This window comes from Burkholderia sp. BCC0405 (assembly GCF_902833075.1).
Classification (GTDB): Bacteria; Pseudomonadota; Gammaproteobacteria; order Burkholderiales; family Burkholderiaceae; genus Burkholderia.
The window spans coordinates 255,413-278,854 of sequence record NZ_CADFEO010000005.1 but is presented as its reverse complement, the minus strand read 5'-3'; the positions used below and the strand labels follow the sequence as shown (position 1 = coordinate 278,854).

Genomic DNA, 23,442 nt, shown 5'->3' with positions numbered 1-23,442 from the left:
AACCGACGCTCGACCGCTCAAGCGATGGCCCTGACGCTTGCGCGACGGTCCGACCGCAGTTCCAGTGAAGCAAGGAACTCCCCTACCGCCACGCCAAAACGGTCGATGTCGACCAGGAATGCATCGTGACCCTGCGGCGAGTCGAGCGGCATGAACACGGCATCGGTCCCGCCGTCCCGCAGGCCCTCGAAGATCTGCCGCTGCTGCCGCAACGGAAACAGGATGTCGGTCTGAACGCCGATCACCAGCGCCTTGTCGAGCTGCAGTTGCGATAGCGCTTCCTCGACGCTGTAACCGCACGAATCGCCGAGATCGAACCAGTCCATACTGCGGCTCAGATACAGGTAGCAGTTCGGGTCATAATCGCGGACGAAGCGCTGCGCATGCCGCTCAAGGTATCGCTCCACCTCGAACTCCACACCGAACGGATCCGCGTCGGTATCGTCGCCCTCGTCGAGACGCACGCGGCCGAACCTGCATTCCCACTCGAGTGCCGAGCGATAGCTGATGACCCCGAGCTTGCGCGCGATCGCCATCCCGCTCTCGGGATAGTTCGCGTCGTCGTAGCCCCCCTGGTTCCAGCACGGGTCGAGCCGGATCGCTTCACGCTGCAGCGATCGAACGGAGATCGAGAACGGCAATGCGCACGCCGCTCCGGAAATATTGATGTGGCTGCGTGCCAGATCCGGATGCCGGGCGAGCAGCGACAGCGCACTCATGCCGCCCATCGAGTTGCCGATCACGCAGGCCAGACGCTCAATCCCGAGCGAGCGCACGGTATAGGCAGCGGCGTCCGCGATATCCTCCACGCACAGATCCGGAAACTCCAGGCGGTAGATCTTGCCCGTACGCGGGTCGACCGAAGCCGGCCCGGTCGAGCCCTTGCAACTGCCCAACGAGTTCACGCAGATGACGTGCCATCGATCGGTATCGATCGCCTTGCCTGGCCCCAGCATCCCCTCCCACCAGCCCGCCGACCGGTCGTACGCATTCGCTGCCGCGTGCGCACTCGGCGACAGGCCGGTGAGGATAAGGATGACATTGCTTCTCGCCTTGTTCGGCTTGCCCCAACATTCGTACGCAATCCGCCCGCCCAGGATCGATCCGCCGCGATGCATGCGGAAGTGGGCAGGAAGATTGACGAAGCGGGTCGCAGGTGAAATGAATTCGCGCATGCGTGTAGCCCAATGTTCGGGGGTGTTCCCCGGTTATCGTGACTGCGGCGATCAGCGATCCAGCGACGCCAACCATTCGTCATCCGAGCCTTCGTTCACGCCTTCGAGCAGGAAGGTCGACAGGTATCGTTCGCCGGTATCCGGCAGCATCGCGAGCAGTACCGCGCCCTCCGGAGCGCTTTGCGCGACCCGAAGCGCCGTGGCCACCGTGGCACCGGCGGAGAGCCCCACGAAGATGCCTTCTTCGGCCGCCAGGCGGCGCGCGGTATCGCGCCCTTCCACCTCGTCGGCAAGAACCAGTTCATCGATCACGCTGCGGTCGAGCACGCTGGGTACGAAGTTCGGGGCCCATCCCGAGATCTGATGAAGGTTCCACGCCCCGCCGGACAATACGGCCGCATTGGCGGGCTCCGCAGCAATGACACGCACTTCGGGACGCGCGCGCTTGAGCATCTGGCCCACCCCGGTGAGCGTTCCCGTGGTACCGAACCCCGTCACGAAGTAATCCAGCTTCTTCCCGGCGAAATCGCCGAGAATCTCCGATGCGGTGGTTTCGCGGTGATAGGCGGGATTGGCCGGATTATCGAACTGCCTCGCCCTGAACCAGCCGTGCTTCTCCGCAAGCGCATCGGCGATCCGGTTTCCGCCGCTGGACCCCTCGGCCGCGGGAAACAGAATCACCTTGCCACCGTACGCCCGCATCAGCTTGCGCCGCTCGACCGAGTACGAGTCCGCCATCACCGCAACGAACTTGTAGCCGCGCGCGGCGGCGACCATCGCCAGCGCGATCCCGACATTGCCGGACGTGCATTCGACGATGGTGTCGCCCGGCTTGAGCAGCCCCTTGGCTTCCGCATCGAGCACCACGGCGAGCGCAAGACGATCCTTGACGGAACCGCCCGGATTGAACGATTCGACTTTGACGTAAAGCTTGACGTGTTTCGGTGGAAGCCGATGCAGCTTGACGATGGGGGTACGGCCAATCGTGTCGAGGATATTGTCGTAAAGTGGCATAAGCGGTTTCTTCAATGGCCCTGTTGGAGACGCTGAAACTTCGGATTCTGCTTGGCGTATCGCGCAGCCGGCACCGTGCAAATCCGGCTGATCACGAAACACTGAAACGGCAACGCGCTATCGCGCCTGCAACAGGCACGCCCGCCACGCTCCGCGACAAAAAAACAAGACCGGATCTGCGCCAGATCCATTGCATCAACAGCGCGCCGCCTGGATACGTCGCAGCATTTCCGTGCCCGCTACGGCATCTGCATTGCCGGATCGCAAATCCGGTATTCAGGAGGCGTCGCCTCCACCGTATCCGCGCGCCAAGTCGAGACACGATGATACCAATCAGTATCTTTAAGATTAGTAGGGTATTCCCTCATTCGGCCTGCAATGTCCGTTTTACCTCGATCGGCACCTCGTTCTCCGGCCTCAGACCTTCCATCCACGCACCCACGCCGCATTCATCGTCGCATTGAACGCATTTTTTGATTAATTAGCCACAATTGCACAAATTTAAGTCAACAATCTGACGACTTCTCGAGCATGGCGACGTGACACCGATGCGAAAGTATTGATCGCATTTATCTCAAAATTAGAATTGACAAGCTCGATCGCGTGATCCATGATCCATCGAAATGATACTTACCAGTATCTTTTTAATGATGGCCTGCGAACGAACCCGTTGAGGCATCCGGATGTCTTGCCCGCTTCCTACCGGGAGCGGGTGCCTGGTCAATGGGGAACGGTGGCGAAGAACATGGGTTGCCCCATGTTCCGGATGCCATCCACGTCCGCGTCTCCATGCAACACCCCTGCCGGTCGCCGTCAGATAGATGTGCAAATCAATGCGAGCAATGTGAAATGAGTATCGAAATCTCGTTCCTGTCGTACACGCAGTGCATCGAACCGATCCTGGCGATCCTGGCTTCGACAGTCATGTTCCGGTCCCTGACGGCGGGTCGACCGGTTCTGTCGCCGCGGCGCCTGCCCGCAGCTGCCGAAGGAAACACGACGCGTTGCCGGCTCTTCGCGTCGTAGGCCACCTGCCGACGACGCACCGCCGGTCGTCCAGTCAGACCTGATCCGGCGCCGGCGGTGCGTTGCCTGCACTGGCGCCGGCCTTCAATCCCATCTCGCCACCACGAGAGCATCCGCATGACTCGACCACTTGTCGCCAATATCGATTGGCACGCATTGCGCTCGAATATTCATCTCGCGAAACAGAAAGTCGACCAGGGCAGCATCATGGCCGTCGTCAAGGCGAATGCGTACGGTCATGGCATCAAGGATGTCATCGATGCGTTCGACGGCATCGATGCGTTTGCGGTTTCGTCGATCGACGAAGCGGTTTCGCTGCGCGAGGCGACCGGGAAACCGATCGTCCTGCTCGAAGGCCCTTTCTCGAGGGCCGAGGTCGACGTCATCGCCGGCCAGCAGTTCTCTCCCGTCCTGCACTCCCACGAGCAGGTCGAATGGATGCTGGGCAGCCCGGCGAGAACGACCCGGGTGTGGATCAAGCTCGACACCGGCATGAACCGCCTGGGGTTCTCGGGGGACGAAGCCGAGCACACGATCGCACGGCTGGAGGCCGCTGGCGTCGAGGTGACCGGTGTCATGAGCCACCTGTCCAACGCCGACACGCCCACCGACCCGTTCACGGCCGAGCAATACGATCGCTTCCGGAAGCTGGCGATCGCCGGGAAGCACGTTTCGATATCGAATTCGGCAGGAATCCTGAGAGGCATGAGCCTGTTCCGCGAATACATCCGCCCGGGAATCATGCTCTACGGCGTCAGCCCGTTCGCCACCACCAGCGCGCCGGAAATCGGCCTGAAGCCGGTGATGAACCTGACCAGCGAGCTGATCGCCGTTCGGGAGTGCCTCCCGGGGCAACGCATCGGGTACGGAAACGAAACGATCTGCACGTCGCAGATGCGAGTCGGCGTGATCGCATGCGGTTATGCAGACGGCTATCCGAGGCAAGCCCGGCCGGGCACGCCTGTCGTCGTCGACGGCAGGCGCGCCGCGCTGATCGGCCGCGTATGCATGGACATGCTGCTCGTGGACATCACCGACATTCCCCACGCCGGCGTGGGTAGCCCCGTCGTTCTGTGGGGCAAGGAACTGCCCGTCGAACGCGTTGCTGCCTGTGCGTCGACGATAGCAAACGATTTGTTGAGCGGTATCACGTCACGCGTTCCCCGGAACGTACTGAAACACTAACCCAGAGACTAGATATGCTGATTTGCGGTCTTAAGCTTACGCACGATGGCGCGGTGGCGCTCCTCGACGATGATCGACTCGTCTTCAGCGTCGAGATCGAAAAGCTGGACAACAGCCCTCGATACAGCTCCATCAAGAGCTTGGATTCCGTCGTCAGGATCCTCGGCGATTTCGGCTACCAGGTCGACGATATCGACGAATGGGTGATCGATGGATGGGACGGCATGGAGAGCGGAACCGCGACCGTCTCAGACGGCAGCGTCGAGCAGACGCTCACGCTCGCCCCTTATCACGAAGGCGACGGCTCGCTGTTCCGGCAGGCGTATTCGGGCGAATTCACGATCGCGGGCAAACGCAAGGCGTTCACCAGCTATCTGCATGTCGCGGGGCACCTGATCGGCACGTACATGACCAGCGCGTTCGCCAAGCGCGCCGAGCCGGCTTTCGGTGTCGTCTGGGACGGCGGCATGTTTCCCCGTCTCTATCACTTCGATCCGGCCAGCAACCTGATCGAGGCAGGGGGACCGGTATTTCCGCTGATCGGCCACTTCTACGCAACCGCCGCACACCACTTCGGCCCGTACAAGAAGTCGGAGCAGGCCGGCACCGCGAGCGACCTCTCGGTTGCCGGGAAGCTGATGGCCTATATCGCGCTCGGCAAGGCCGACCCTGCCGTCGTGCGCCTGCTCGCCGAACTGTATACGGTCAATTTCTCCGCGAATTCCGAAGAGGTCCGGCAGTATCTGCGAACGGTCGGCGGATGGGGCACGTCGGTCGAACCTTCGATGAAGCATGTCCACAAGTTCTTCCTGGATGTCGCGAAGGCACTCGACGGCCTGAAGGTTCGGGACGAGGACGTGCTTGCCTCCGTCCATGAATTCCTCGAGGAGCTGCTCGTCAGCCAGGTGACGGGCAGGATCGTGGAATGGAAGGGCAACGGCAAATGGAATCTGTGCTTTGCCGGCGGCTGCGCGCTGAATATCAAGTGGAACAGCGCGTTGCGCGCCCATCCCCTGTTCAACGAGGTATGGGTTCCGCCGTTTCCGAACGACTCGGGATCCGCACTCGGCACGGCAGCGACGCACCTCATGCAGATGCGCAAGATCACCGAACTGAACTGGCACCCTCGCCTCGGACCCGCGCTCGTGCCGACCACGTCGATTCCGGACGGTTGGCAAGTGACGCCGTGCACGCCGAAGGCGCTCGCGGCCATCCTGCATACCGAAGGCAAGCCAGTCGTGATGCTCAACGGCCGCGCCGAGCTCGGCCCGCGCGCGCTCGGCGGCCGCAGCATCATCGCTGCGGCAACCGACCCGGCCATGAAGACGCTCCTGAATGAAGTCAAGGATCGCGAGCACTTCCGCCCCGTCGCACCGCTTTGTCTCACCGAGGAAGCGCCGCACATCTTCGATCCGGGCACGCCAGATCCGCACATGCTGTTCGACCACTACGTCCGCGAGAACTGGGTCGAAAAAATTCCGGCCGTCCTGCACCTCGACGGCACCGCTCGTCTGCAAACCGTCAGCACGGACGACGACCCCGTCCTCGAAGAGATCCTCCGCGAGTATTTCTCGCTCAGCGGCGTTCCGGTTCTCTGCAATACGAGTGCGAACTACAACGGTCGCGGCTTCTTCCCGGATGTCGCCTCCGCGATGCAATGGGGGCGCATCGACCTGATCTGGAGTGACGGCTCGCTTTATCGCAAGACGGCCCGGTAATCGCGCGGGCCCCCCCACTCCCCATCCATCGCATCGGCCGAGGCTATCGTGTCCAAGACTCTTCCCGTCGCTCAACCCGCTGTCGCATCGGCCGGAGCATCGGCCGGAAGCGGCATCTGGCTCGGCATCGCAGGCATGCTGTGTTTCAGCCTGACCCTGCCGGCGACGAAACTGGCAGTCACCTCGGTCGATGCGCTGATCGTGGGGCTCGGGCGGTCGCTCGTCGCGCTCCCGTTCGCGCTCGTCGCACTCCTGTTGTCGCGCGGCGGGCTGCCGCCGAGATCAGCGATGACACGGTTGCCGATCGTCGTCGCCGGCAACATTTTCGGCTTTCCGGTCTTTTCGGCGTTGGCCGTGCACTATTCGTCCGCGGCACATGCCGCGGTGATCTTCGGAACCATGCCGTTCGCAACGGCGCTGGCAGGCGCGCTCCGCGCACGCGAGCGCATGTCGCCGCGATTCTGGCTGTTTTCCGCGGCCGGCGCCGCCGTCACGGCGCTATTCAGTTTCGATAGCCAGCGAAGCGGCGGCATCGGCCTGGGGGATCTGTATGCGTGCATCGCGGTGGCGCTCGGCAGCCTCGGATACGCGGAAGGTGCGCTGCTCGCCCGCCAGTTCGGCCCGATGCGTGTGCAGGCATGGGCGCTGGTGCTCGGCGCGCCACCTGTTGCGGTACTCGTTGCCTGGCTGGCCGCGACCCGTGGCCTGCATCCCGACTTGAAGGCGTGCGCCGGGCTTCTGTATATCGGCGCATTCAGTTCGTTTCTCGGCTTCATCCCATGGAATGCAGGCCTCGCCAGGGGAGGCGTCGCACGGGTCGGACAGATCCTGCTGTTGCAGCCGATCTGCACGATCGCGTGGTCGTTCCTCCTGCTTCACGAAAGCGTCAATGACAAGACGCTGCTTTCCGCCGTCGCCGTCTGCCTGTGCGCCACGCTGGCCATCCGGGCCCGGCACAAGGCGTCGGGCGCGCATTGACCCCGGGAACGACTGCCGCGCGGAACGCCGCAACTGCCGGCCCGGCCCGACCGGGCCGTGGGCCGGGCCAGCTCGCCAACAACGACAAGCCTCCATTCAGGATCCTTCAATGACGACCACCGCATGGAATCCGCCACGCACTCAGCCGTGGGTGATCAGAGAGACCGTCTGCTTCAACAGCCTGACCCATTCGTTCGAACGCCGCGATCTGGAGATCGCCGGCCGCTGGATCACCGGCATCGTTCCACCCGGCACGTCCCGGCAGCGAATCGGGTTCAACGGATCGATGCTGGTATGCACGCCCGGCGTGATCGACGTCGACTGCGGCGGCCGGGACGCGGGTGGCGCGCGATCCGTCAGCCTCGCACGATGCATCACGACTACCGGCATCCCGAGTCGCTCGCCGCGGGCAACGCACCGATGGTCCGACACCGGCGAAACAGCACAGTCCGATGTGCTCGGAATCGCCATCTGCAAGCCGGCACTCCCGACGGCCGTCTCGCGACCGGTTTTCCCCGTCGTTGCCTGCCAGGACCTGCTGTCCGCGTCGTCGCTGCTCGAATTCGTGTCGCTGTCGCACGTAGCCGGGACGCGCTTCGGCATCCGGATCGCGTCGACACCGGAAGGCGCGGGTGCGTTCCGCGAGCGATTCTGCCGCTCGGAAATCAACCTCCTCGCCTACCTGCAGTTGCTCCGGGAGTCGGTGACGTTGTTCGCGTTGTCCCGCCTCGCACGCAGCGACCGTGCGGCGCTCGCGGCCGCCATGTGTTCGGTCGCGGTCGCCATGACGCCGAACGCCAGCTTCAATGCGATCTGGCGCGAGTACGGCCCGCAGCTGCAGCACGGCAAGCTGGCCTTGTCGGGGCTAAGCGGTACGTCTTCCGGCGCGGACGAGGTCCGTCTCTCGCCGAAACTGCTGTTGCCGTCCGGCCTCGACGACAGTCCCGCCCCGGTCCTGAACCGGATCGTCGACGCAATCACCGTGTCCGCCGCCGCCGCACTGAAGGTATACGACACAGGCACGTTGCGGCCCGGCATGAAGGCCGACATCTGCCTGTTCCGCGACGAGACCGGATCCGCGATCACCACCGGAAGTAGAGGATTCCTGACGATGATCGCGTCTCGCGATCCGGATTCCGTCCTGATCGAAGGGTCGTTCGCACGGCATGCCGACCGCCGCGCGGCCAGCAACAGCGACGTATATAGCCTGCCGCAGGCCGGCTGATCGACATGTCGCAGGGCGCAGTCGGGCTGGGCCGCCCGACGCGCGGCTGCCGTGCGCGCCCTGCCCGATTGTCTCCCGTATTGCAGCACCGCGTTTGATTCACCCGATCGTCACGACACAAGAACCATCAACCAATCATCGTGAAAGGAAAGACTGAATGAGCCATTCGTCTCTCGCTACGGAAGAATCCACCCCGGCGACATCCAGCGGATGCCCGCTTCCCGGACCGTTCGTCACACAGGACCAGGTCGCCGAAACCGGAAAGGACTGGCATCGATCCGTGCTCGCCGACATCCGGGCCCGGCTGAGCGAGTCCGGTGACTTTCCGTGCGTGTTCTCCAGGAACGCGTTCCAGAAAGGATTGCTGCGATTCATCTTCGTCGACACGCTCGACGAAGCCGGTTTCGGCCGCCTCGCGGCGGGCCTGACGGAGTACGTGGACATCTCCGGTTCGTGGGACGGCAACCTGGCCACGGCGTACCCGCTCATCGTGGCGTTTTCACTGAACCTCATCGATTCGGGATCGCTGGAAGACTATCACGCGTTCGGCTGGAACGTGCTCCAGAAACTTCACGAGATCGATCCGGCGCCCTGGCCGGAAGGCGTCGGCAAGAATCCGGACGCCTCGTCGTGGTCCATGTGCTTCAACGGGATGCCGATCTTCTGCAACATGAGTCACCCGGCACATCGCGTGCGCCGCAGTCGCAATCTGGGCGATCACTTTATCTTCGTCATCAACCCGCGCGAGCGCTTCGACATCGTCGCCGGCGACACGCCCCCTGGCCGCCGCGTCCGCGCCAATATCCGCAATCGCATCCTCCGCTACGACGGCACGCCGCATTCTCCTCAACTCGCTTCGTATGGTGCGGGCGGCATCGAGTGGTGGCAGTACGAGATCGCGGAGGACAACGTCGAGCGAACGGACAAATGTCCGTTCGTCTTCAACAAGGCTTGACCCGCACCAGCCGGTACCGGACGAAGCCGCGCCGATGACGGCGCAATGGCCGTCAGGGCGCGGCCGGTGCACCCCAACACGTTCGCAGGAATTCTTGTTCATGTCGCAAACCACTGTCAAAGGCGCGTCCAGCACGCCGAAGCGCATCCCGATCGGTATCGTCGGCACAGCGTTCTGCCTGTTCCTCATCTCGGGAGCGGTCAACCTGCAGGCGCCGCTCTACGGCCTCTACGCCTCTGCCGGCAGCTATGGCGCCGGTTTCGCCGCAGCGGCCTTCGCCTGCTACGTCGGCGGCCTCGTTCCGATGCTCATCCTGCTGGGCGGACTGTCGGACAGGATCGGCCGCAAGCCGCCGCTGTGTGCCGCGCTGGCACTGGCCATGTGCGCCACCGTCGTGCTCATCGTCGAACCGACATTGGGCGCCGTCGCGGTCTCCCGGTTCCTGCTCGGGATGGCCGTCGGCCTGATGTCCGGCGCCGGGACGGCCTTCGTGACCGAGCAACTGCCGACGGATGCCCCCGCGACTTTCGGCGCGTCGGTGGTCACGGCCAGCACGTCTCTCGGGTTCGGCCTCGGCCCGTTGCTGACGTCGATCTGGCCGCCCCAAACGGTGACGGATGTGCCGACCACCTATCTCGTCTACCTGCCAGTCGCGTTCGCCGGCATCGTCCTGCTCGTCCTGATGCGCGAAACCGGTCCGGCGCGTGCATCGGCGCGCTGGCTCCGGTTGCCGACGTTTCCCGCCGGCGGCTTCGTCTACGGCATCGCCATTGCGACCGCGTGGGCCGCCAGCGGCGCGATCATCGCCGTCGTTCCGCTGCAGCTCGCGAAGATCGGCCTTGAACGCTGGTCCGGCATGGTCGATTTCCTGATCATCTGCCCCGGCCTGATCGGCGTCTGGATCGGCAGGCGCCTGTCACCGCGGGCGGCCGTCTCGATCGGGCTCATCCTGGCGCCGCTCGGCTACGTGATGACGGTCGCGGGAGTGATTCACGCCAATGCGGCGGTGACGCTGGCGGGATCGGCGATCGCAGGCGTCGCATGCTACGGGCTGACTTACCTCGGCGGCCTGTCCGCGACACTGAGCCTCGCCCCGCCTGAAGACAAAGCGCGCGCCAGCGCCGGGTTCTTTCTGTTTGCCTATTTCGGCTTCAGCGTCCCCGTGGTCGTGCTCGGCTTCCTCGGCGACCACATCGGCCCGTCGCGTGCATTGATCCTGTCCGCGGCCGTCATCGTCGGTGCCGCGCTGGCCACGCTGGCATGCATCGCGATGCGCAAGGCAAACCGGTAGGCGAGTACCCGGCCATACGGGGTGGCGCGGCGGCAATCGTCGCGCCCCCGAGCGTTCAACCCTGGATATCGTTTTGAAAATGAGGAACACCTACTGGCTTCCGCTCGTCGTCCTGTCGGCGATCTCGAGCCTGTCCTTTCTGTTTACGCGATCGGTGTCACAGACGCTGTCCCCGATCTTCACCGCCGACATCCGCGCATTGCTGGGCGGCGGATGCGTCATCGCCTACTCGATGGCCAGCGGCATCCGGATCGACTGGCGCGCGAACTTCGTCCCGTATCTCGTCATCGGCTGCCTCAACTTCGCACTGCCGTTCTTTCTCTACTCCTACGCCGCGCGCTACCTGCCCGTCGCCTATTTAGCGATACTGAATGCCACCGCGCCGATGTTCGGCGCGGTGATATCCGCATTGATCCTGCAGGAAAAGTTCGCGTGGCCCGGCAGCGTCGGGCTGTTGTTCGGGCTGGCGGGCGTCGCCATCATCTGTGAAACCGGGCTCCGCAATCAGGCCGGCACGGATTTCCTGAAAGGATCCCTGGCGTGTATCGCAGGCGCGCTCAGCTACGCGCTCGCCGGCATCTACGTGCGCCGCCGTGCCTCCGGCCTTTCCGCCACCGCCATCTCCGGCGGCACGCAGTTTCTCGCGGGGCTGCTGATGGTGCCGTTCGCGGCCGCCAGCCTGCCGGTCGCGCCGATTCCCGCTGCCGTGATCGTCAACCTCGTGATGCTCGCCCTCGTGAACAGTGCGATCGCCTATCTGCTCTATTTCCGCCTCGTGCTGGCCATCGGCGCAACCCGCGCGCTGACGATCACGTTCCTCGCACCGGCATTTTCCGCATGCTGGGGCTTCATGTTCTTCGGGGAACGGGTATCCGGGCGAATGGTCGCCGGCTCGTTACTCGTGCTGCTTTCCGTCTATTTGGTGAACCATCAACCAAGGCCCGTCCCGACACTGGAGAGGAACACATGACCATCGCCTGCCGCGACCACGAGCACCTGCGCAACGGCAACACGTATTTCGGCGGCTGCGATTACCTGGGCCTGTCGCAACACAACCGCGTCAAGCGAGCCGTCATTGACGCGATCGAGACCTATGGCATCAGTGCCGGCGCAGCGCGACTGACGTCCGGAACATCGGCGGTGCATCTGGAAGTCGAGGCATCGCTCGCGAGATACACGCGAACCGCTCGGGCGTTGCTGCTACCGAGCGGATATCTGGCCAATGTCGCGGCGGTCCAGGCGCTTTCGGGCATCTGCGACCGGTTCCTGTGCGTCGGCAACGCCCACCCGAGCTTTCTCGACGGCACCGGCACCGCCCCGCTCACGACCTTCGACGACTACGCGTCGATGTGCGCGGCCCTGCCGGAATACGAACGCGGACAAGCCGCCTACTGCATCTACGTCGATGCCGTGGACCCGATAACGGGCGACCGGGCACCCATCCACGAATTGCGCGGGCTCGTTCGCCGTGGATACCTGTTGCTGGACCAATCGCACGGTTTCGGACTCCCGGGCGACGGCGCGGACCGCAGCGCCGCCCCGAACGTCATCATCACGAGCAGCCTCAGCAAGGTCGTCGGATTGCACGGCGGATTCGTCGCGGGCGCCGCGTCAATCATCGACCGGATCGTCGGCCACTCCTCTGCCTTCCGGTGCGCCACACCGCTGCCGCCGGCCATTTGCTACGGCATCGCCCAGGCGCTCGCATTGTGCGGAAACGGCGACCTGTGGCGCGCGCTGAGCGCCAACATCCAGCACCTGCGCGATCGTGTGCCGGATCTCGCTGCCAGCGACCAGCCGTTGCGGCCGATTCTCGCGCTCAAGACCTTCCGGGGCAAGGACGCACAAGCCGTGCATCGCCATCTGCTGGATCACGAAATCTTCGTGCCGTATATCGAAAACTACAACGGCGCCAATCGCCTGCTGCGACTGGCCATTCGCGCGAATCACTCCGGCGCGGAAATCGACCGTCTCGCCACCGCGTTGCAGGCGCTTTGATGTCGAACACTCCATCATCATCACCGGAACCAACCATGAGCACCTACGAGATCGATACCTATGGCGACCGCTTCTCGACCGAGTACGACCGCGTCTACGCCGGTTTCCCCCCTTACCCCGGTCAGATCGAATTCCTGCGAAGCAAGGCCCGGTCGCGGCGCGCGCTCGAACTGGGCGCCGGTACCGGCCGCATCGCCATTCCGCTGAGCGAGGCCGGCGTTCCGGTGCTGGGAATCGACTCGTCACAGAAGATGCTCGACGCGCTCGAGCAACGCAGCGACGGGCTACCGATCGCCACGATGAAGGCCGACGCAGCTGATTTCACGTGCGGAGCCGAGCGTTTCGGCCTCGTCTTCGCCGTGTTCAATTTCGTGTTCCTGCTGCCCTCGCGAACCGCGCAACTGAACTGCTTCAAAAGCGTGGCCAATGCGCTCACGGATGACGGGGAGTTCGTGATCGAAACCTTCGTGCCGATTCCGGACGCCTATTTGCCGGACGGCCCCAACCCCGGCTATTTCCCGGCGAAATCCGGCGTTTCCGTGCGCTCCGTCGACGATGCGCAGATTTCGCTCTTCACGTCCGTCAACAACGCGGAACAAAAGATCTGGACGATCCAGGAAGTGCTGCTCAGCCCGGAAAACGGCATCCGTTTCCTGCCATGCGTGATGCACTACCTGGATCCGGAGGAAATCGACGCACTCGCCGGCGAAGCAGGACTCTGCCTCGCGCAGCGCTTCGAGGACTGGTCGGGCACGCCATTTTCCGCGTCCAGCCGCAAACACGTCTCCGTGTACGCGCGCAAGCAAGCCGCGCACTGAAGTCGAGCCAACCACCCTGCCGGAATTGCCATGAATCGTCTCGAAATTACCGAAAAGATCGTCGCCGCGAAAGTATCGTCGGGTATCAAATGGTCGGATGTCGCGACGAGGATCGGTCTCAGCAAGGAATGCGCCACGGCTGCATGCCTGGGACAGATGACCCTGAATGCCCGACAGGCCGCGATCGTCGCGGACCTCTTCGGCCTGACCGAGGAGGAAGCGAAGTGGTTGACGGTCACGCCCTGCCGGGGCTCGCTGGAAGCGGCCATCCCGAGCGATCCGCTGATCTATCGCTTCCACGAGCTCGTCAACGTGTACGGTACGACGTTCAAGGCGCTGATCCACGAGGAATTCGGAGACGGCATCATGAGCGCCATCGACTTCAGGATGGATCTGCAGCGCGAAAAGCACCCCGGCGGCGACCGCGTCCAGATCGTGATGAGCGGCAAATTCCTCCCGTACACGCCATACTGACGAGCGCCATTTCTCGAATTCGATCCGGGAGACACATCATGCGAATCGCGATTCTCACCTTCGACGGGTTCAACGAACTCGATTCATTCATAGCGCTTTCCATCCTCAGCCGCGTCCCGCGTCCCGACTGGCACGTATCGCTTGCCGGCCCCGCCGCGCGGGCCCGATCGATGAACGGCGTGGTCGTCGACATCCAGTCCTCCCTTGAAGAGGCCCGCACCGCAGACGCGGTCATCGTCGGAAGCGGTGTGCAAACGCGCGACATCGTCGCCGATCCGGCCTTGATGGACGAACTGCGCTTCGATCCGTCGCGCCAATTGCTGGCCGCGCAGTGCTCCGGCACGCTCATCCTGGCGAAGCTGGGTCATCTGTCCGGCGTGCCGGCCTGTACCGACCTGATCACGAGCCCGTGGGTGCAGGATGCCGGCGTCAACACGCTGAACCAGCCGTTCTTCGCACGCGGAAACGTCGCGACCGCCGGCGGCTGCCTGGCGTCGCACTATCTCGCCACGTGGATCATCGCCCGCCTCGAAGGTGTCGACGCAGCAGCGCGCGCGCTTCGCTACGTCGTCCCTGTCGGCGAAATCGACGAATACATCGCGCGGGCCATCGGCCATGTCGAACCGTTCCTGCAAGGGACGGCAGTGGCCGGGTAAGCCGACGTTGTCTCGACCGCACGCGCCGGCCGGGCGCCGTTCCTTTCAGAATGGTTGCGTCGGCATCCGTTCCGGATCAATGTCCCAACGCTCGGCCCCGCCCGGCTATAATCCGCGGACGACTAGGTTGAGGAATGCATCGCATGGCCACGAATTCCAAACGTCAGGCGATCGTCGATACGGCGACACGATTGTTTACGCAACACGGCTACCACGCAGTTGGAACCGACCGGATCATCGAAGAAGCCGGTGTGGCGAAAATGACCTTGTTCCGGAATTTTCCGACCAAGAACGATCTGATTTCAGAGGTCCTGACTCAGCGAGCGCACAGCGCGCTGACCTCGATTTCAAGCTCGGTCGCCACCCGGAGCACGCCGATCGAGCGGCTCAAGGAAGTGTTTGCGTGGCACGATCGCTGGTTCAAGGCACGCGACTTCAGCGGTTGCATGTTCACCAGCGCGCTTTCCGAATTTCATTCCGAATCGGGCGAAATCATCCGGATCTCGACAACGCAAAAGATCCAGCTGCGCCTGTTCATCCAGAGCCTCCTCCTCGATCTCGTGCCGCCGGCCATGATCGAACCGACGGCACGGCAAATCGTGATGTTGCTCGACGGCGCGACACTGTCAGCCGTGGTCGGCGACCAGGAACACGCGGCCGACGATGCCTGGCAAGCAACGGAGCGCTTGCTGTCGACCGCGTCGCAGGCGTCCGCGGCCCCGAGCGCAGGCACGCGAAAGAAGGCCTGATCGCCAGGCGCCCATCCTTATTCGCGCATGCCGACGAGTCGCGCCAGCAGCGCGTCATAGTAGTCGTGGCAGGTCGCCATTCTCAAAGACGCACCCAGCAGGATATCTCCGGCCACCGTGGGTGTCTCTTCGATGATCGGGACGATCACGTTCGACAACCACCCCTCGCCATGAATCACGTCGATCGTGACGTGTTCGTCGTAATAGTCCAGTTCGGCATCACGCCCAAGTCCGACGCGCCGGCATCCTCGCGCCAGCTTCTCGTACTGCGACGGATCGAGCAGTTCCGTCATTGCCATGATGCCTAGCAGCTTGAAATAGTGCTGCCGGTTCACGCATGCCAGCATGAAGAGGTTGTAACCCGCGAGCCCCTGCCATCCGAGCTCGCCCACATGATTGTCTCGCCCGTTGCCTGCCCCGACGACGTTCAGCAGGTTCCGGAACAGGCTCACGTGACTGCGGGCCCCTTCCCCACGCCCCGATTCGTCCCAGAAGTTCTGCGCGAGTTCACGCCGCACGCCTTCCCGCGACCCGATCATCGAATAAAGCAGCAAGTCGAAGAAGCGAATGTTCAGCGCGCTGTCGCTCTTGAAGAACGCGACGATCTGATCGAGCGATGCGTCCTTCTCCAGATAATCGAACAGCGGATGCGATGCAACCGGATGAGACGCCCAGAGATCCTTCAGCGCTTGCTTCAATGCGTTGCCGTCGAGTTCACCGACGATCCGGTTACCCAGGTGGCGCTTTTCATGGTCGATCCATGCCCGCTCGATGCACCGGCGCACGCGTGTCAACGACGGATTGAACTGATTGACCGCACGCGACGACGTGCCGTCGACGACATGCAGCTCATAAAGCAGGAACAGGGCTCGATGTACCGCCTTCATGTCGTCGGCATCGCGTTCCACGAAAGCACGGTCAAGCGCTTCGCGGACCCGCTTCAGAAAGCTCTCCTCCCACTCCGGGTGCATTTCGACCTGCTCTTCGAGCATTTCGTCGTCAATCAGCACAGATACCGCATCGTCTATCGAAAGCGACAGCGAAGTCAGCAGCGGCATCGGCAATGCCGGAATATCGACAAAAACTTCCCTCTGGTATTGCTCCTCTATCATGGTCATTCCCTTCTTATTTCTTGTCTGATATGTAGTTTGATTCGAAGTGAGGGAGACGAATCATAGGCGCCGGTTTATCTGACGCGAAACCGCCGTGAATCTTGACTACCATGGGAGTGGAACGCCAATTCCTCGAAAGCCCGCCATTCGAATCCGAGGACGAGAATACAGAATATGAAATTAAAAACCAAGTATTTCCAAAATATTCCCGGGATACCGCTCGACCACTTGTCCATGCGTACCGGATCGCCCAGGTTGGGCCCTATTTTCCGTCAGTCGAAAAAGTATACTAATTGGTATCTACGTGGCAAAAGATACGGGAGACGGTCGCCCCATGCCGCAGTCGGACGACTGCTGCCGGCATCGGCAACGCGCATCACGTCGCCCGGCCGGATGGCTCGGGCAACGCCGCGCGGGTGCGCGAACTGCACGCGATCGTCGGGAGTGGGGAATCGAGAGCCGGACGCCGTGCCTCACGCATCCGGGTGGCTGCTTCAACGGTTCGGGCTGAAACGGGCGGCCGGCGATCCGGCCGCCGCTCCGACGGTACGACCGGATCACCAGCGATCGATCACGACGCGGCCCGCCGAAGCGGGCGGGCGCCGGCACCCACCGACGACATTACGCCTGCACGAAAGCCAGCAGGTCGGCGTTGAGGACGTCCGCGTTGACCGTCAGCATCCCGTGCGAGTAGCCCGGGTACGTCTTCAGCGTGCCGTTCTTCAGCAGCTTGATCGACTTCAGCGCGGCATCCGCGATCGGCACGATCTGGTCGTCTTCGCCATGCAGCACGAGCGTCGGGACGGTGATCGACTTCAGGTCTTCGGTCTGGTCCGTTTCCGAAAACGCCTTGACGCCGTCGTAATGCGCCTTGGCGCTGCCTTCCATCCCCTGCCGCCACCAGTTGCGGATCACGCCCTGATGCACGGTTGCGCCTTCGCGGTTGAACCCGTAGAACGGGCCGCTCGGCACATCGAGGAAAAACTGCGCGCGATTGTCGGCGAGCGCTTTCCGGAAACCGTCGAACACCTCGAGCGGCAAGCCTTCGGGGTTCGATTCGGTTTTCAGCATCAGCGGCGGCACCGCGCTGACCAGCACCGCCTTCGCGACGCGGCCGGCCGGCTCGCCGTGCTTCGCGACATAGCGCGCCACTTCGCCGCCGCCGGTCGAGTGACCGATGTGCACCGCATTGCGCAGGTCGAGCGCTTCGACCACCGCGAATGCGTCTGCCGCGTAGTGATCCATGTCATGGCCGTCCGACACCTGTGCCGACCGGCCGTGGCCACGACGATCGTGCGCCACGACGCGATAGCCCTTCTGAACGAAGAACAGCATCTGCGCGTCCCAGTCGTCCGCGGACAACGGCCAGCCATGATGGAAGACGATGGGCTGCGCGTCCTTCGGGCCCCAGTCCTTGTAGAAAATCTCGACGTGATCCTTCGTTGTGACGGTTGGCATCGCGATGGACTCCTGTAAGGTGGATGAACTCGGCGCAGTGGCCGGCAGCCATTATCGGACAGGTTGGTTAAACGATGATGCCTCGATGCAAACGAGCGTCGACGATTTCGCCGACGTGGACGAACCCGCGACGGGCGAACGATCGTGCGGCGCCGCGCGTCAACCGTCCGTCGACACCGTGACGGCCTCCCACGCCCGGATTTCTTCGTCCAGCGCCGCCAGCTTGCCGCGCACGAGCCGCAGCGCATCGCTGCCGAGCAGTAAATGCGCGGGCGGATGCTCCGCCGCGATCGCCGCGAGCATCGCCCGCGCCGCTTTCGCGGGATCGCCCGGCTGCTTGCCGCTCTTCTCCTCGCGCGCCTGGCGAATCGGGTCGAAGATCGCGTCGTAATCCGCGATCGAGCGCGGCGTGCGCAGCATCGAGCGGCCGGCCCAGTCGGTGCGGAACGAACCCGGCGCCACGGCCGTCACGGCGATGCCGAACGGCGCGAGCTCCTTGCCGACGGTTTCGGAAATGCCTTCCAGCGCGAACTTGCTGCCGCAGTAGTAAGCGATGCCCGGCATCGTGATGTGGCCGCCCATCGACGTGATGTTCAGGATGCGGCCGCGCCGCCGCTCGCGCATGTACGGCACGACCGCCTTCATCATCGCGACCGCGCCGAACACGTTCACGTCGAACTGTCGGCGCAGCTCCGCGAGCGGCGCTTCTTCCATGATCCCTTCGTGCCCGTAGCCGGCGTTGTTCACCAGCACGTCGACGGGCCCGACGTTCGCCTCGATTTCCGCCACGACGCCGTCGATGCGATCGAAGTCGGTCACGTCGAGCACCCGCGCGAATGCCCGCGCGGACAGCGCGTCGAAATCCCGCGCCGCCTGCGCGCCTCGCACGGTGCCGACCACCGTGTGACCCGCCGCGAGCGCCTCCTGCGCGAGCGCGCGGCCAAGGCCGCTGCTGACGCCGGTGATGAGGATGAGATTGCCGGATGCCATGTGAGCGTCTCCCGAATGTCGATTGGAGCGTGCATACTAGTCTGGCGAACCACGTCGAATAAGCCCGATTCCGCTGATTTTCTTGCACAAAACTATGAGCGCCGATCCCGCTTCCGCCCGAGCCCCGTCGCTGCCGCCGCGCGACCGGAAGCGCCTGGTGGCGCTGCTGCGCGCGCTGGCGCCCGACGAAGGCTACAACCTGACGGCGCTGCCGGGCGTGCGCATCCTGCGCTCGAACCGCGCGCTGTCGCGCACGCCGGTGCTGTACGACCCGGGCATCGTGATCGTGTGCCAGGGCCGCAAGCGCGGCTACTTCGGCGGCGAATGCTACCTGTACGACGAACACCACTACCTGGCGGTGTCCGTGCCGGTGCCGTTCAGCATGGAAACCGACGCCACGCCCGAGCGCCCGCTGCTCGCGCTGTACCTGCACCTCGATTTCACGATGGCCGCCGAACTCGCGGCGCAGATCGACCGCGCAGGCACGGCGGAGCCGGTGCAGGCGCCCAGGAGCATGATGTCGACGCCGATGGATGCAACGATGCACGCGTCGGTGCTGCGTTTCGTCGAGGCGATGCACCGGCCGCTCGACGCCGCGGTGCTCGGCCCGGCATTGCTGCGCGAGCTGTATTTCCGCGTGCTCACCGGCGCGCAGGGCAGCGCGATGCGCAGCGCGCTGGCGATGCGCGGGCAGTTCGGCCGGATCGGCCGGTCGCTGCGCGTGATCCACGCCGATTACGCGCAACCGCTCGACGTGCCGCAACTGGCCAACGAAGCAGGCATGAGCGTGCCGAGCTTTCACAGCCACTTCAAGGCGATCACGCAGGTCTCGCCGATGCAGTACCTGAAATCGACACGGCTGCATCAGGCGCGCTTGCTGATGGTGCGCGAGGATCTGACGGCGGAAGCAGCCGGCTACGCGGTCGGTTACGGGAGCCCGTCGCAGTTCAGCCGCGAATTCAAGCGCCTGTTCGGCCTGACGCCGGCGAAGGAAGCGCAGCGCATGCGCGCAAGCTTCGCCATTCCGGCGGCATTCGAGGATGCGGCGTTCGTGTCGTCGCATTGAGGTGCGTCGACACTTCGCCGTCCGCATGCCGTCACGCATGCCGTCAGCGTGCGGCGGCGCGCACCAGCCCGGCGAGCGAATTCAGGATGAAGGCCGTCACGCCCCAGATGTCCTGCGCCTGCTCCGCCCAGTACCACGCACCCTTGCGTTCGCCGTCCGTGTATTGCCGCGGCAGATCCGGATTCAGCAGCGCGGAGAACGGAAACTCGAAGATCTCCGCGACTTCCGCGGGCGCCGCCTCCCATGTCGCCGTGTCCGGCACGATGCCGATCACCGGGAAGATCGCGTGATTGCGCTTTCTGGTTTTGTGGATCGGCAAGCTGCCGGCCACGCGAACCGCGCCCGGCGCGAGGTGGATTTCCTCGAACGCCTCGCGCAATGCCGTCGCGCCGATATCGCGGTCGGACTCGGCCGGGCGTCCGCCCGGGAAACTCACATGCGACGAGTATTCGCTGAGATCCGACGCGCGCTTGGTCAGCAGGATCGTCGGCTCGCGCCGCGCGACGATCGCGACCAGCACCGCCGAGAATTTCCACTGCCTGTCGTTGTCCGCGAGGAGTTGCTTCGCTGTCGGCCAATCGGTGCCGGCCGGGATGCCGCAGCGTTCCACGCCGCGGACGATCGCGTCCAGCAGCGCCTGCGGCGAGCCGGTTTCCGCATGCGCGCCGACCCGCCCGCCGCTGGCGTTCGAGGCGCTTCCGTCGGGTTCCATGTCTTCCTCCTGCGTGCGGCAACCGGCACGCGCCGAACGACACGGAGCCCGACACGTGTTGCATGGGCACGGCGTCGTGGTGGCCAATTCGATGAGCCCGTGTTCGCAGGCGATCGCGCATGACCCGCGCGGGAGCGTGAATCCCTGTTCCAGCACGAAACTATCCGCCAGCGTTGCGGAGGGTCGAATGCCGGAACCGGATCGCCGTCGATCAACGGTTCATGCCGATCATGCACGAAAAATGAATTGCCAATTCGATCGTGCGCGCACGCAGGTCGGGTTCGCCCTCAAGCGGCGGAGGTCGGCTCGCCCCGCGCGTCGATGCGGGTCGACGCGGTGCCGATCAACCCGGCCGCCGCGATTGTCGCAGCCGTCACGACCATCATCGCGCCCCACCCGACCCGCGCGTTGAGCAACCCCGCCGCCGCCGCGCCGCCGGCACCGGCCGCGTAGTAAAGCGTCAGGTACGCTGCGCTCAATGCGCCGGCCCGGGCCGGCTGAATCGCGACCACGCGCGTCTGGTTCGCGACCTGCGCGGCAAAGCAACCGGCATCGAACATCGCCAGCCCCACGCCCAGCCATCCGGGATGACCGAGCGCAACGGCAAGCAGCAAGCTCGACACGGCCGCCACGAAGAGCCCGCCGCGGATAACCGCGCGATCGCCGAATCGATCGGCGAGTTTTCCGGCCACGCGCGTCACGCCGAGACCCAGCACGCCCGCGAGACTGTACGCACCGATCGCCGCGGCGCCGAGGCGATACGGCGGCTCGGCCAGGCGAAGCGCGAGCCCCACCCAGACCAGGTTGAACGCGAAGAACCAGAGCATGCCGGCGCCGGTCCGGCGCCTCAATTGCGCGCTATCGCGCAGCAGCCGCGCAACGGCACCGAGCGCGTTCGCCCGGCCGGGCAGCCCTTCCGGCCGGCCGCCGGGCAACAGCGCGGCACAGCCGATGGCGGCCAGCGCAACGCACCCGGCCAGCGCGAGCAATGCGCCGCGCCATCCGCACCATTGCGACAGCACGCCGCCCACGAAACGGCTCAGCAGGATCCCGGCGGAAATGCCCGCCGACACGGCCCCCATCGCCACGCCACGCCGCTGCGGATCCGCATGTTTGCCGGCGACGGCGCTGCATTGCGCCGCCACCGTCGTCGCCGCGCCCACCAGCAAGAAGCCGGCGTCGAGCGCGAGCGGCCCGGGCGACCACGACGCGCACGCCAGCAACCACGCGAGCACGCCCATCTGCGTCGAGACAAGCACGCGCGGACTGAACCGGTCGACCAGCGGCACCAGCCATGCAAGACCGACCAGGTAACCGAGCATCGTCACGGACGAGAGCGCCGCCATGCGCGACGCAGCCACGCCGAACTCGCTCGCGATGGCCGACAGCGACGGCTGCAACGCATAGCCGTTCGCGATCGCCACGCCGGCCGCCAGTGCCAGCACCGCCGTCACGGTGCGCGACAGCGGCGCGCGGTTGCCGGCGACGGTCACGCAGCGGCCCTGACCGCGATCGCCTCGACTTCCACCAGGATCTCCGGATCGACGAACGGAAGCGCATGCACGAGCGAAAACGCCGGCCGGATATCGCCGTAGATTTCTCCATGTGCACGCGCCGCGGCTTCCCAGTTGTCGAAGTCCGCTACCACCAGGCGGCTCTGGACAACGTCCGACAACGAGAACCCGCTGTCCGCCAGCACACGGTCGATCGTCGCCAGCGCATCGCGTGTCTGCGCGTACACGTCCGCGCCTTTGCCGGCCGTCCCCGAAATGTAGATGGTGTTGTCGACGACCACGGCGCGCGAGTAGCCGACCTTGGGCTCCCACGGGGAGCCGGTGCTGATCCGTTTACGCATCTTGAAGATCCCTCCAGTCAGGTTGACGAACATCGCTTACTACTTGGGTAGTACTTTCGAGCGATTGTATACTACTCCAGTAGTTAATCAAGGAATCCCACGCAGGTCGTCGTGGGCGCAGGAGCCGAGACACATGAGCGAGAACACGGAGCTGATCACGTCGTTGATCCGGCTCGGATTCACCCAGTACGAGGCGCAGGCCTACGCGGCCCTCGTCGGGCAGGCCGCGCTGACGGGCGCGGAAGTCGGCCGGCGCGCCGGCATGCCGCCATCGAAGATCTACGAAACCCTGGGTCGCCTGGAAACGCGCGGTGCGGTGCTCGTGAACCGGTCGGAACCCGTCCGCTATGCGGCCGTGCCCCACCGGTCGTTGCTCGAGGACTTGCGCGCGCGCTTCAATGCGGATCTCGAACTGGCCGCGGGCGCGCTCGATCGGCTGCCGGTTCAACAGGAGCCGGGGCTCGTCTGGTCGTTGAGCGGGCGGGAAGCGATCGCCAGCGCATTCGCGCGCGTCATCGTCAATGCGAAAACGCAGATCTTCGCGGGTGTCTGGGACGAAGAGATCGACGATCTCGGGCCGCTGCTCGAGGCTGCCGCGGCGCGGGGCGTCGACACGCACGTGGCGATCTACGGCAATCGCACGCTCAACGGGCCGCGCCACTACGACATGGCCAAATGCGGCGCCAGCGCGCGGCTCAGGCTGTCCGGCCGCCGGCTCGCCGTCGCGGTAGCGGACAACACCGAGGCAGTCGTGGCGGAATTCGGCGATCAGTCACCCGATCACGCCACCTTGACGACCAATCCGGTCATCGCGCTGCTCGCGGTCGAGTACATCAAGGCGGACGTGAGCGGGCGCGTATTGATCGACGCAATGAGTCCGGCGGAGTACAGGAAGATCCTGAAGCATCCCGACATGCAGGCGATGCTCGCGCCGCTCGACAAGCCGAGCTGACCCATGCGACGCTGCGCGGCTGCCGGTGCATCGAG

At 64.4% G+C, this 23,442-nt stretch carries 22 protein-coding genes; 14 read left to right on the top strand and 8 right to left on the bottom strand.

The features are described 5' to 3' along the window. Positions 1-17: 17 nt before the first annotated feature. Together HWX36_RS10645 and cysK are read right to left on the bottom strand one after the other, a co-directional pair. Positions 18-1,175, bottom strand: coding sequence for a homoserine O-acetyltransferase (locus HWX36_RS10645; protein WP_175952053.1), 1,158 nt, complete (start codon positions 1,173-1,175; stop codon positions 18-20). A 51-nt stretch (positions 1,176-1,226) separates the two neighbouring features. Continuing rightward, positions 1,227-2,189, bottom strand: coding sequence for a cysteine synthase A (gene cysK / locus HWX36_RS10640; protein WP_175952052.1), 963 nt, complete (start codon positions 2,187-2,189; stop codon positions 1,227-1,229). Between the two features lie 1,143 nt (positions 2,190-3,332). On the opposite strand from cysK, the gene alr reads away from it, so the two are divergent. The 12 genes from alr to HWX36_RS10580 all read left to right on the top strand — a co-directional run bounded on the left by alr (position 3,333) and on the right by HWX36_RS10580 (position 15,262). Continuing rightward, positions 3,333-4,400 carry an alanine racemase gene (alr, locus tag HWX36_RS10635; RefSeq protein WP_175952051.1) on the top strand — a complete coding sequence of 356 codons (1,068 nt, stop codon included), beginning with the start codon at positions 3,333-3,335 and terminating at the stop codon, positions 4,398-4,400. Further along, positions 4,289-6,118 carry a carbamoyltransferase N-terminal domain-containing protein gene (locus tag HWX36_RS10630; RefSeq protein WP_244136370.1) on the top strand — a complete coding sequence of 610 codons (1,830 nt, stop codon included), beginning with the start codon at positions 4,289-4,291 and terminating at the stop codon, positions 6,116-6,118. The genes alr and HWX36_RS10630 overlap by 112 nt, the downstream gene beginning before the upstream one ends. A 48-nt stretch (positions 6,119-6,166) precedes the next feature. Next, positions 6,167-7,096, top strand: coding sequence for a DMT family transporter (locus HWX36_RS10625; RefSeq protein WP_175952050.1), 930 nt, complete (start codon positions 6,167-6,169; stop codon positions 7,094-7,096). A gap of 109 nt (positions 7,097-7,205) precedes the next feature. Next, the gene (locus tag HWX36_RS10620) at positions 7,206-8,321 is read left to right on the top strand and encodes a hypothetical protein (protein ID WP_175952049.1); all 1,116 of its coding nucleotides are present in this window, start codon (positions 7,206-7,208) and stop codon (positions 8,319-8,321) included. A 157-nt stretch (positions 8,322-8,478) separates the two neighbouring features. Continuing rightward, the gene (locus tag HWX36_RS10615; protein ID WP_175952048.1) at positions 8,479-9,276 is read left to right on the top strand and encodes a YqcI/YcgG family protein; all 798 of its coding nucleotides are present in this window, start codon (positions 8,479-8,481) and stop codon (positions 9,274-9,276) included. A 100-nt stretch (positions 9,277-9,376) separates the two neighbouring features. Further along, on the top strand, positions 9,377-10,567 hold the full coding sequence (locus HWX36_RS10610; protein ID WP_175952047.1) for an MFS transporter: 1,191 nt from the start codon (positions 9,377-9,379) through the stop codon (positions 10,565-10,567). A 79-nt stretch (positions 10,568-10,646) separates the two neighbouring features. Continuing rightward, positions 10,647-11,537 (top strand): EamA family transporter, encoded by an 891-nt coding sequence (locus tag HWX36_RS10605; protein ID WP_175952046.1) that lies wholly within the window; start codon positions 10,647-10,649, stop codon positions 11,535-11,537. Then, on the top strand, positions 11,534-12,565 hold the full coding sequence (locus tag HWX36_RS10600) for an aminotransferase class I/II-fold pyridoxal phosphate-dependent enzyme (protein WP_175952045.1): 1,032 nt from the start codon (positions 11,534-11,536) through the stop codon (positions 12,563-12,565). Before HWX36_RS10605 ends, HWX36_RS10600 begins: the two co-directional genes overlap by 4 nt. Before the next feature lie 35 nt (positions 12,566-12,600). Further along, on the top strand, positions 12,601-13,383 hold the full coding sequence (locus HWX36_RS10595; protein ID WP_175952044.1) for a class I SAM-dependent methyltransferase: 783 nt from the start codon (positions 12,601-12,603) through the stop codon (positions 13,381-13,383). Positions 13,384-13,413: 30 nt separating this feature from the next. Further along, on the top strand, positions 13,414-13,857 hold the full coding sequence (gene cynS, locus HWX36_RS10590) for a cyanase (RefSeq protein ID WP_175952043.1): 444 nt from the start codon (positions 13,414-13,416) through the stop codon (positions 13,855-13,857). A gap of 38 nt (positions 13,858-13,895) precedes the next feature. Next, complete coding sequence (locus HWX36_RS10585; RefSeq protein WP_175952042.1) at positions 13,896-14,513, top strand: DJ-1/PfpI family protein; 618 nt, start codon at positions 13,896-13,898, stop codon at positions 14,511-14,513. A 143-nt stretch (positions 14,514-14,656) separates the two neighbouring features. Beyond that, the gene (locus HWX36_RS10580; RefSeq protein ID WP_175952041.1) at positions 14,657-15,262 is read left to right on the top strand and encodes a TetR/AcrR family transcriptional regulator; all 606 of its coding nucleotides are present in this window, start codon (positions 14,657-14,659) and stop codon (positions 15,260-15,262) included. A 17-nt stretch (positions 15,263-15,279) separates the two neighbouring features. On the opposite strand, the gene HWX36_RS10575 is transcribed toward HWX36_RS10580, so the two are convergent. The 3 genes from HWX36_RS10575 to HWX36_RS10565 form a co-directional block, all read right to left on the bottom strand. Further along, positions 15,280-16,380 (bottom strand): iron-containing redox enzyme family protein, encoded by a 1,101-nt coding sequence (locus HWX36_RS10575; RefSeq protein WP_244136369.1) that lies wholly within the window; start codon positions 16,378-16,380, stop codon positions 15,280-15,282. 615 nt (positions 16,381-16,995) lie between these two features. Continuing rightward, entirely contained in the window at positions 16,996-17,832 is an 837-nt protein-coding gene (locus HWX36_RS10570) for an alpha/beta hydrolase (protein WP_175952040.1), read from the bottom strand. A gap of 159 nt (positions 17,833-17,991) precedes the next feature. Beyond that, a complete protein-coding gene (locus HWX36_RS10565) occupies positions 17,992-18,822 on the bottom strand; it encodes an oxidoreductase (protein WP_175952039.1) in 831 nt (276 codons plus the stop codon). A 94-nt stretch (positions 18,823-18,916) separates the two neighbouring features. On the opposite strand from HWX36_RS10565, the gene HWX36_RS10560 reads away from it, so the two are divergent. Continuing rightward, complete coding sequence (locus HWX36_RS10560) at positions 18,917-19,888, top strand: AraC family transcriptional regulator (RefSeq protein ID WP_175952038.1); 972 nt, start codon at positions 18,917-18,919, stop codon at positions 19,886-19,888. 43 nt (positions 19,889-19,931) lie between these two features. On the opposite strand, the gene HWX36_RS10555 is transcribed toward HWX36_RS10560, so the two are convergent. The 3 genes from HWX36_RS10555 to HWX36_RS10545 all read right to left on the bottom strand — a co-directional run bounded on the left by HWX36_RS10555 (position 19,932) and on the right by HWX36_RS10545 (position 22,455). Beyond that, the gene (locus tag HWX36_RS10555) at positions 19,932-20,600 is read right to left on the bottom strand and encodes a CoA pyrophosphatase (RefSeq protein WP_175952037.1); all 669 of its coding nucleotides are present in this window, start codon (positions 20,598-20,600) and stop codon (positions 19,932-19,934) included. 287 nt (positions 20,601-20,887) lie between these two features. Further along, complete coding sequence (locus tag HWX36_RS10550) at positions 20,888-22,093, bottom strand: MFS transporter (RefSeq protein ID WP_175952036.1); 1,206 nt, start codon at positions 22,091-22,093, stop codon at positions 20,888-20,890. Continuing rightward, positions 22,090-22,455: a RidA family protein gene (locus tag HWX36_RS10545; RefSeq protein ID WP_175034245.1), complete on the bottom strand. Its 366-nt coding sequence runs from the start codon at positions 22,453-22,455 to the stop codon at positions 22,090-22,092. Before HWX36_RS10545 ends, HWX36_RS10550 begins: the two co-directional genes overlap by 4 nt. 133 nt (positions 22,456-22,588) lie before the next feature. On the opposite strand from HWX36_RS10545, the gene HWX36_RS10540 reads away from it, so the two are divergent. Beyond that, positions 22,589-23,407 carry a TrmB family transcriptional regulator gene (locus HWX36_RS10540; RefSeq protein ID WP_175952035.1) on the top strand — a complete coding sequence of 273 codons (819 nt, stop codon included), beginning with the start codon at positions 22,589-22,591 and terminating at the stop codon, positions 23,405-23,407. The last annotated feature ends 35 nt before the right edge of the window (positions 23,408-23,442 follow it).

Excerpts from the sequence above, each read along its gene's own strand:
- cysK (WP_175952052.1), bottom strand. The coding sequence starts at position 2,189 with ATGCCACTTTACGACAATATCCTCGACACGATTGGCCGTACCCCCATC.
- HWX36_RS10600 (WP_175952045.1), top strand. The coding sequence starts at position 11,534 with ATGACCATCGCCTGCCGCGACCACGAGCACCTGCGCAACGGCAACACG.
- HWX36_RS10560 (WP_175952038.1), top strand. The coding sequence starts at position 18,917 with ATGAGCGCCGATCCCGCTTCCGCCCGAGCCCCGTCGCTGCCGCCGCGC.
- HWX36_RS10575 (WP_244136369.1), bottom strand. The coding sequence starts at position 16,380 with ATGACCATGATAGAGGAGCAATACCAGAGGGAAGTTTTTGTCGATATT.
- HWX36_RS10570 (WP_175952040.1), bottom strand. The coding sequence starts at position 17,832 with ATGCCAACCGTCACAACGAAGGATCACGTCGAGATTTTCTACAAGGAC.
- alr (WP_175952051.1), top strand. The coding sequence starts at position 3,333 with ATGACTCGACCACTTGTCGCCAATATCGATTGGCACGCATTGCGCTCG.
- HWX36_RS10545 (WP_175034245.1), bottom strand. The coding sequence starts at position 22,455 with ATGCGTAAACGGATCAGCACCGGCTCCCCGTGGGAGCCCAAGGTCGGC.
- cynS (WP_175952043.1), top strand. The coding sequence starts at position 13,414 with ATGAATCGTCTCGAAATTACCGAAAAGATCGTCGCCGCGAAAGTATCG.
- HWX36_RS10555 (WP_175952037.1), bottom strand. The coding sequence starts at position 20,600 with ATGGAACCCGACGGAAGCGCCTCGAACGCCAGCGGCGGGCGGGTCGGC.
- HWX36_RS10565 (WP_175952039.1), bottom strand. The coding sequence starts at position 18,822 with ATGGCATCCGGCAATCTCATCCTCATCACCGGCGTCAGCAGCGGCCTT.
- HWX36_RS10540 (WP_175952035.1), top strand. The coding sequence starts at position 22,589 with ATGAGCGAGAACACGGAGCTGATCACGTCGTTGATCCGGCTCGGATTC.
- HWX36_RS10595 (WP_175952044.1), top strand. The coding sequence starts at position 12,601 with ATGAGCACCTACGAGATCGATACCTATGGCGACCGCTTCTCGACCGAG.
- HWX36_RS10645 (WP_175952053.1), bottom strand. The coding sequence starts at position 1,175 with ATGCGCGAATTCATTTCACCTGCGACCCGCTTCGTCAATCTTCCTGCC.
- HWX36_RS10615 (WP_175952048.1), top strand. The coding sequence starts at position 8,479 with ATGAGCCATTCGTCTCTCGCTACGGAAGAATCCACCCCGGCGACATCC.
- HWX36_RS10580 (WP_175952041.1), top strand. The coding sequence starts at position 14,657 with ATGGCCACGAATTCCAAACGTCAGGCGATCGTCGATACGGCGACACGA.
- HWX36_RS10610 (WP_175952047.1), top strand. The coding sequence starts at position 9,377 with ATGTCGCAAACCACTGTCAAAGGCGCGTCCAGCACGCCGAAGCGCATC.
- HWX36_RS10620 (WP_175952049.1), top strand. The coding sequence starts at position 7,206 with ATGACGACCACCGCATGGAATCCGCCACGCACTCAGCCGTGGGTGATC.
- HWX36_RS10585 (WP_175952042.1), top strand. The coding sequence starts at position 13,896 with ATGCGAATCGCGATTCTCACCTTCGACGGGTTCAACGAACTCGATTCA.
- HWX36_RS10605 (WP_175952046.1), top strand. The coding sequence starts at position 10,647 with ATGAGGAACACCTACTGGCTTCCGCTCGTCGTCCTGTCGGCGATCTCG.